Here is a 6,466-nt window from a genome sequence, read left to right as displayed (position 1 = left end):
CTGTTCGCCCTTGTTCTCGCTCGCCCCGGGCAGCCCCGCCCGGTCGAGCGCCTGCTGCTCGGTGTTCACCGTGAGCACGCCATTGGTGACCGGGGTGCTCTCGTCCAGCGACACCCGGGTGAGCCCGGCGGTCACCGCATCGCACACGTACTCGAAATGCGGTGTCTCCCCACGGATCACGACCCCGAGCGCGACCACCGCGTCATGCGAGCGGGCCAGCGCCTGCGCCACCACCGGCAGTTCCATCGCGCCCGCGCAGCGCACCACGGTGATCTCGGCGGTCCCGGCCTCGCGCGCGGTCCGCTCCGCGTTGGCGACCAGGGCGTCGCAGATCTCGGTGTGCCAGCGCGACGCGACGATGGCCAGCTTCAGGTCCTTGGCGTCCGAGAGCTCGAACGTCGGAACCCCGCCTCCACTCAACGGTTCTCCACCTCTTCTCGTCGAAGCTTCTTGTCGAAGCCGCTGTATCGAAAGGTCGCGCCTACTGCGCGGTTTCGCCGAGATCCAGATCGTCCAGGCCGATCAGGTCGTGGCCCATGCGGTCGCGCTTGGTGCGCAGATACCGCAGATTGTGCTGATTCGCGCGCACCGGCATGGCCACCCGCTCGGTGATGGACAGACCGTACCCCTCCAACCCGGCGCGCTTGGTCGGATTGTTGGTCAGCAGTCGCATGGAGCTGATGCCGAGGTCGGCGAGGATCTGCGCGCCGGTGCCGTAGTCGCGGGCGTCGGCGGGTAGGCCCTGGTCCAGATTGGCGTCAACGGTGTCGAGCTGCTTCTCGTCCTGGATCTGATACGCCTGCAGCTTGTGCATGAGGCCGATGCCGCGGCCCTCGTGCCCGCGCATGTACAGCACCACGCCGCGGCCCTCCTCGGCCACGATCCCGAGGGCGGCGTGGAGCTGCGGACCGCAGTCACAGCGCAGCGAGCCGAACACGTCGCCGGTGAGGCATTCGGAGTGCACGCGCACCAGCACGTCCTCCCCCAGCCCGTTCGCACCCGGGATATCGCCCATGACCAGCGCGACGTGTTCGGTGTTGTCGTATTCGCTCTTGTACCCGATGGCGCGGAAATCACCGAACTCGGTGGGAATGCGGGCCTCGGCCACGCGCTCCACATGCTTCTCGTGGCGGCGCCGCCAGGCGATCATGTCGGCGATGGAGATGAGCGCGAGGTCGTGCTCGTCGGCGAAGATGCGCAGTTCCTCGGTGCGGGCCATATCGCCCTCATTCTTCTGCGAGACGATCTCGCAGATGACGCCGGCGGGGCTCAGCCCGGCCATGCGCGACAGATCCACGGCGGCCTCGGTGTGGCCGGGGCGGCGCAGTACGCCACCGTCCTTGGCGCGCAGGGGGACCACGTGTCCGGGGCGGGTGAGGTCCTCGGCCCTGGCCTGCGGATCGGCCAGCACCCGCATGGTGGTGGCGCGGTCGGCGGCCGAGATGCCGGTGCTGATGCCCTCGCGCGCGTCCACGGACACGGTGTAGGCGGTGCCGTGCTTGTCCTGGTTGACCGCGTACATGGGCGGCAGGCCCAGGCGGTCGCAGTCCTCGCCGGTGAGGGGGACGCAGATGTAACCGGAGGTGTAGCGGATCATGAAGGCCACGAGTTCGGGGGTGGCCTTCTCCGCGGCGAAAATGAGGTCGCCCTCGTTCTCCCGGCCCTCGTCGTCGACGACGACAACCGCCTTACCGGCGGCGATATCGGCGACTGCGCGCTCGATGGTGTCGAACCTGGTCACGTCTGCTGTGCTCCATCTCGAATTAGGTGCCTCATTACAGTAAGGCAGCGGCTGTGTCCGATTTGCGCCGCCTCTCGATCAGCGGCACGCCGCGCTCAGCCGCGCGCGATGAGACGTTCGACGTACTTGGCGATGATGTCGACCTCGAGGTTCACGGTGGTGCCGACGGGGGCGGTGCCGAGGGTGGTGAGTTCGCGGGTGGTCGGGATCAGCGAGACTTCGAACCAGTCGGTATTGCCATCGGCGGCGGGGGCGGCGGCGACACCGAGGGCCGACACCGTCAGCGAGATACCGTCCACGGTGATGGAACCCTTCTCCACCACGTAGCGAGCCAGGCTGTCGGGCAGCGAGATTCGCACCACCTCCCAGTTCTGCTGGGGATCGCGGGAGACGACGGTGCCGGTGCCGTCCACATGGCCCTGCACGATATGTCCACCCAGGCGGCTGTCGACCGCGGCGGCCCGCTCCAGGTTCACCCGCGAGCCCACGGTCAGACCGCCGATACTGGACCGGTTCAGCGTCTCCCCCATGACGTCCACGGTGAAGGTGTCACCCTCGACGACCTTGTCGACGACCGTGAGGCAGACACCGTTGACCGCGATCGAATCGCCGTGTCCGGCATCGGAGGTCACCACCGGACCGCGCACCGTGATGCGGGAGGCGTCGCCGCGCTCCTCGACGGCCACGATCTCGCCGAGTTCCTCGACGATGCCTGTGAACATGCCCTTCACTCTCCTCTTGGCCCGATGCCCGCGTGCCGGGTCATCCGCTTGCGCCAACAGCCCGGGCCACCGGGGGATTCCCGGCGGTGGGATGTACCCACTCAGGGTAACGACGCGGAGTCGTAGTCGACACGCGGCCTTGTTCACAGGAGCGTTCGATACCGAAGGTCAGCGACATGACGCGAAATCGGACTGGTCGAGATCGAATTGTCCGAATTACCCAGGCTTTTCCAATTGAAATGCCAGAATTTCCCGTCTTCTCGAATTATCCACCACAACGCAAACGGAAATTTCTACCCAGTTCGCAACTCGCTTACACCAAAATCTTGCGGAGAGAGGAAAATGGTCGCAAGATTGTTATGTAGCTGATCCCCATACTAGACCGAAGGAAGGTTGGACCCCGAGCGGGTCGGATCCAGGTGGACAACAACACATTTGGGAGTGCGGCGTGACCACGTTTCTCGATTCGACACTCGAAGCCCGCTGCGTTCGTTACCGCCGCGAGTTTCACCTGCCGTCATCGATCGATCCCACGTCACGACACATCCTGCTCGAGATAGGCAATCGGTACGGGGCCGTCACCATGCCCGCCGAACTCGGCGAGCGCGTCCAGCGGCGACTGGAGCAGGCGGAACTCGCCGGCCCCGTCGTACACCACCCCCGCGCCCGACGCTGGACCTTCATCACCGGTCCCGCCCGGCCGGAATCGATCACCCCCGCGGTATCGGCGACGCTGTTCCGCATGTACGCCACCGTCGCGTGCGCGGGCGCACAGGTCGTACTCCCGTCCGCCGACGACGAACGGACGGGATATCGCACCTGGGTGCGAGCGCCCGGGACCGCGCGCACGGTCCCGCCGCTGGAATCGGTGCTCGAGGCGCTGCTCGGGCGCTGACCCGGTATCGCTATTCGGCCGACGCCTCGACCGCGACGACTTTCTGCCGCAGTTTCTCGACGGTCTCGGCCGGATCGGCGGTGCCGTACACCGCCGACCCCGCGACGAAGCAATCCACACCCGCCTCGGCGGCCTGTTCGATGGTGTCCATATTGATGCCGCCGTCGATCTCCACCACCAGACGCAGTTCGCCCGCGTCCACCAGATCACGGACGACGCGCGCCTTGTCCAAGACGTGCGGAATGAACGACTGGCCGCCGAAACCAGGTTCGACACTCATGACGAGCAGCGTGTCGAATTCCTTCAGCACCTCGAGGTAGGGCTCGATCGGGGTGTTCGGCTTCACCGACAGTCCCGCCTTGGCCCCCGCCGCGCGGATATCGCGCGCCACCGCGACCGGATTGTCGGTGGTCTCGGCGTGGAAGGTGACGTTGTAGGCGCCGGCCTCCGCGTACCCCGGCGCCCACCGCTCCGGATTCTCGATCATGAGGTGGCAGTCCACGGGAATGTCGGTCACCTTCAGAATGCTCTGCACCACCGGCAGACCCAGGGTCAGATTGGGCACGAAGTGGTTGTCCATCACATCGACATGCACCCAGTCCGAGCCTTCGATGGCCTTCAGCTCGGCGGCGAGATTCGCGAAATCGGCGGACAGGATGGAGGGGGCGATCATCGGCGGGGGCCGATGGAAGGAAGTGGAGGAGGTGCACACAGGGCGCAGTCTATCGGCCCGGCCCCGACCGCCCCGGCACGCCCGAACAGGGCATTGCGCTGATTGCCGCGCGACGGAATGGGTAGCCTAGTGCAGGTGATCAATATTTCGGCGGAACAAGGGCTGCGCGCGACCCCGGTCGAGATCGGCGTCGCCGCATCGGTCTCCCAGTTGCCCATCGTGCGCGGACTCGCCGAAACACTGGTGCTGCTCAGTGATTTCACCCTGGATGAGGTCGCCGACATCCGGCTGGCCGTGGACGAGGCGGCCTCCACCCTCATCGCGCTCGCCAAACCCGACTCCACCCTGCGCTGCCGGTTCACCGTCGGCGACACCGATCTGGTGGTGGCGGTCGACGGCGTGGCGGAGAAGCAGGGTATGCCGGACGAGAGCGGCTTCGGCTGGCATGTGCTGCGCACCCTGTCGGATTCGGTGACCGCGACGCAGGGCGAGTTCGATCCGGCGCTCGCCGGATACCCGACCACCGTGGAGTTCCGGCGGGTCCGGGGGAAGGCGTAGTGGTCGGCGAGGACACCGTGTTCGAATCCCAGGAATCTCCGCAACCCGAGCCCACCGAGGAGCGGGTCGGCGACGGCAACGAGAACAGCGACAGCACCGAGAACGAGGAAACCGCCGAGGATCTCGATGCCGGCGAGGCGGAGGAGGTCGCGCGCAGCGTCTCCGGCTACGACGACGTCTCGGCGCTGTTCGAGGCGATGGCGGCGGCACCCGAGAAGTCCACGCGGCGCGCCGACCTGCGGGCCGAACTCATCAACCGCTGCATCCCGCTGGCCGACCACATCGCCCGCAAATTCAGCGGGCGCGGTGAGCCGTTCGACGATCTCACCCAGGTGGCGCGGGTCGGCCTGGTGCACGCGGTGGACCGATTCGACATCACCCGCGGCTCCAACTTCCTGTCCTTCGCGGTGCCGACCATCATGGGCGAGGTGCGTCGCTATTTCCGCGACAACACCTGGGCCATGCGGGTTCCGCGCCGGATCAAGGAAACCCATCTGCGTATCGGCTCCGCCATCGACGCCCTCTCCCAGCAGCTGGGCCGCTCCCCCACGGCCAAGGAGATCGCCGCCGAACTCGGGATCGACGCCGATGAGGTGACCCAGGCCGTGATCGCCGGAAACGCCTACCAGCCCAGCTCCATCGACGCGGTCTCGGTGGGCCGCGACACCGAGGCATCCCTGCTCGACACCCTGGGCGAGGAGGAGTCACAGTTCGACCGGGTCGAGGAGTACGTCGCCATCCGCCCCCTGCTCGCGGGCCTGCCCGAACGCGAACGCCGCATCCTCACCATGCGCTTCTTCGAATCCATGACCCAGACCCAGATCGCGCAGCAGATGGGCATCTCACAGATGCACGTCTCCCGCATCCTCGCCAAAACCCTGGCCCGCCTGCGGGAACAGTCGGCACGGGAGTGACGGTCCGGATCGGCGATCAACCGATGACAGCTCGGCCGTGACGAATCCCGGGCTGATGCTGGCGCATTCGGCGACGCGGGTGCCGTCCGGAGCCCAGATCGCGCTGCCGCCGCAGGCCTCGTAGGCACCGGCCGGGCCGAGGTGATTGGCCAGCACGACATGCAGGCCGTTCCGCTCGGCCAAGGCGGGCAGGATCGCGGCGCGCTCCCGCTCGCCCGGGCCGCGGCCGTACAGGGAGCTGGCGAGCAGAACCTGGCAGCCGTCGGCGGCGGCGCGCTCGGCCAGTTCCGGAATATGCGCGTCATAGCAGATCGCGATGCCGAAAGCGGTACCGCCCAGGCTGAATCGGCCGTCGACGGTGCCCGGGACGAATCCGGCGGCCCGCTCGGTCGCGGTGACATGGCGCTTGTCGTAGCGCGTCACCGTCTCCCCGTCGGGGCCGTAGACGAAGGCGCTGATCGTCACGCCGCGCGGCGCGCGGCCCGGGCAGCCGACGAGCGCCGCCGCCCGCACTGCCCGGCACGCCTCGCGAATCACGGTCAGCCGCTCGTCCTCCGGAGTGAGGGCGAACCGGCCCGGCTCGTCGGTGACGCCCAGTTCGTAACCGGTGAGCGCGAGTTCGGGAAAGACCACCAGCTCCGCACCGGCACCGCCCGCCGCGCGCACGAGTGCCGCCCCGGCCGCCGCGTTCGCGGCGATGTCGAACGGCCGGGAGGTGAACTGCGCTGCGGCGACGATCATTCCGACATGATGGCTCAAGGCGACCGACCCCGCACCGCTGAGCCGGACGGCCCCCGACGATCGACCACACATCCACTCGCCCCGCGACCCGGGACGAACGCACGCATCCACTCGCCGCGCCAGACCCGCGACAAGTGACCGCGCGCCCCTCGCCGGACGTCCCTCAGCACACGACCACGCATCCAGCCGAACGACCCACGTCGAACGACCACGCACCCCTTG

General features: G+C 67.7%; 8 protein-coding genes. 3 read left to right on the top strand and 5 right to left on the bottom strand.

Annotated elements, in window-relative coordinates; translation table 11 throughout:
* The 3 genes from ribH to QK444_RS30535 all read right to left on the bottom strand — a co-directional run.
* A partial coding sequence (gene ribH / locus QK444_RS30545) for a 6,7-dimethyl-8-ribityllumazine synthase (protein WP_282785568.1) occupies positions 1-420 on the bottom strand: 420 nt, incomplete at its 3' end.
* A 61-nt stretch (positions 421-481) separates the two neighbouring features.
* Positions 482-1,741: a bifunctional 3,4-dihydroxy-2-butanone-4-phosphate synthase/GTP cyclohydrolase II gene (locus QK444_RS30540; RefSeq protein ID WP_282785567.1), complete on the bottom strand. Its 1,260-nt coding sequence runs from the start codon at positions 1,739-1,741 to the stop codon at positions 482-484.
* A gap of 95 nt (positions 1,742-1,836) precedes the next feature.
* On the bottom strand, positions 1,837-2,463 hold the full coding sequence (locus tag QK444_RS30535; protein WP_282785566.1) for a riboflavin synthase: 627 nt from the start codon (positions 2,461-2,463) through the stop codon (positions 1,837-1,839).
* Positions 2,464-2,911: 448 nt separating this feature from the next.
* Between QK444_RS30535 and QK444_RS30530 the strand changes: the two genes are divergently transcribed.
* Positions 2,912-3,358, top strand: coding sequence for a hypothetical protein (locus QK444_RS30530; RefSeq protein WP_282785565.1), 447 nt, complete (start codon positions 2,912-2,914; stop codon positions 3,356-3,358).
* A gap of 10 nt (positions 3,359-3,368) precedes the next feature.
* Here QK444_RS30530 and rpe read toward each other — a convergent pair whose 3' ends face one another.
* Positions 3,369-4,031, bottom strand: coding sequence for a ribulose-phosphate 3-epimerase (gene rpe / locus QK444_RS30525; protein WP_029924469.1), 663 nt, complete (start codon positions 4,029-4,031; stop codon positions 3,369-3,371).
* 135 nt (positions 4,032-4,166) lie between these two features.
* Here rpe and QK444_RS30520 point away from each other — a divergent pair, with 135 nt between their 5' ends.
* Together QK444_RS30520 and QK444_RS30515 are read left to right on the top strand one after the other, a co-directional pair.
* Entirely contained in the window at positions 4,167-4,589 is a 423-nt protein-coding gene (locus tag QK444_RS30520; protein ID WP_143981495.1) for an ATP-binding protein, read from the top strand.
* The gene (locus QK444_RS30515; protein ID WP_282785564.1) at positions 4,589-5,503 is read left to right on the top strand and encodes a SigB/SigF/SigG family RNA polymerase sigma factor; all 915 of its coding nucleotides are present in this window, start codon (positions 4,589-4,591) and stop codon (positions 5,501-5,503) included. Before QK444_RS30520 ends, QK444_RS30515 begins: the two co-directional genes overlap by 1 nt.
* Here the strand turns inward: QK444_RS30515 and QK444_RS30510 are convergent.
* Positions 5,432-6,244 carry a carbon-nitrogen hydrolase family protein gene (locus QK444_RS30510; protein ID WP_282785563.1) on the bottom strand — a complete coding sequence of 271 codons (813 nt, stop codon included), beginning with the start codon at positions 6,242-6,244 and terminating at the stop codon, positions 5,432-5,434. The genes QK444_RS30515 and QK444_RS30510 overlap by 72 nt on opposite strands.
* Positions 6,245-6,466: the final 222 nt, after the last annotated feature.

Origin of the sequence: Nocardia sp. CC201C (assembly GCF_030010695.1) — a bacterium.
Taxonomy (GTDB): domain Bacteria; phylum Actinomycetota; class Actinomycetes; order Mycobacteriales; family Mycobacteriaceae; genus Nocardia; species Nocardia otitidiscaviarum.
The sequence above is the reverse complement of the archived record's forward strand: the minus strand, read 5'-3'. Positions and strand labels throughout refer to the sequence as shown.

Bases quoted from the DNA above. Each gene is read 5' to 3' on its own strand.
- rpe (WP_029924469.1), bottom strand. From the start codon at position 4,031: ATGATCGCCCCCTCCATCCTGTCCGCCGATTTCGCGAATCTCGCCGCC.
- QK444_RS30535 (WP_282785566.1), bottom strand. From the start codon at position 2,463: ATGTTCACAGGCATCGTCGAGGAACTCGGCGAGATCGTGGCCGTCGAG.
- QK444_RS30510 (WP_282785563.1), bottom strand. From the start codon at position 6,244: ATGATCGTCGCCGCAGCGCAGTTCACCTCCCGGCCGTTCGACATCGCC.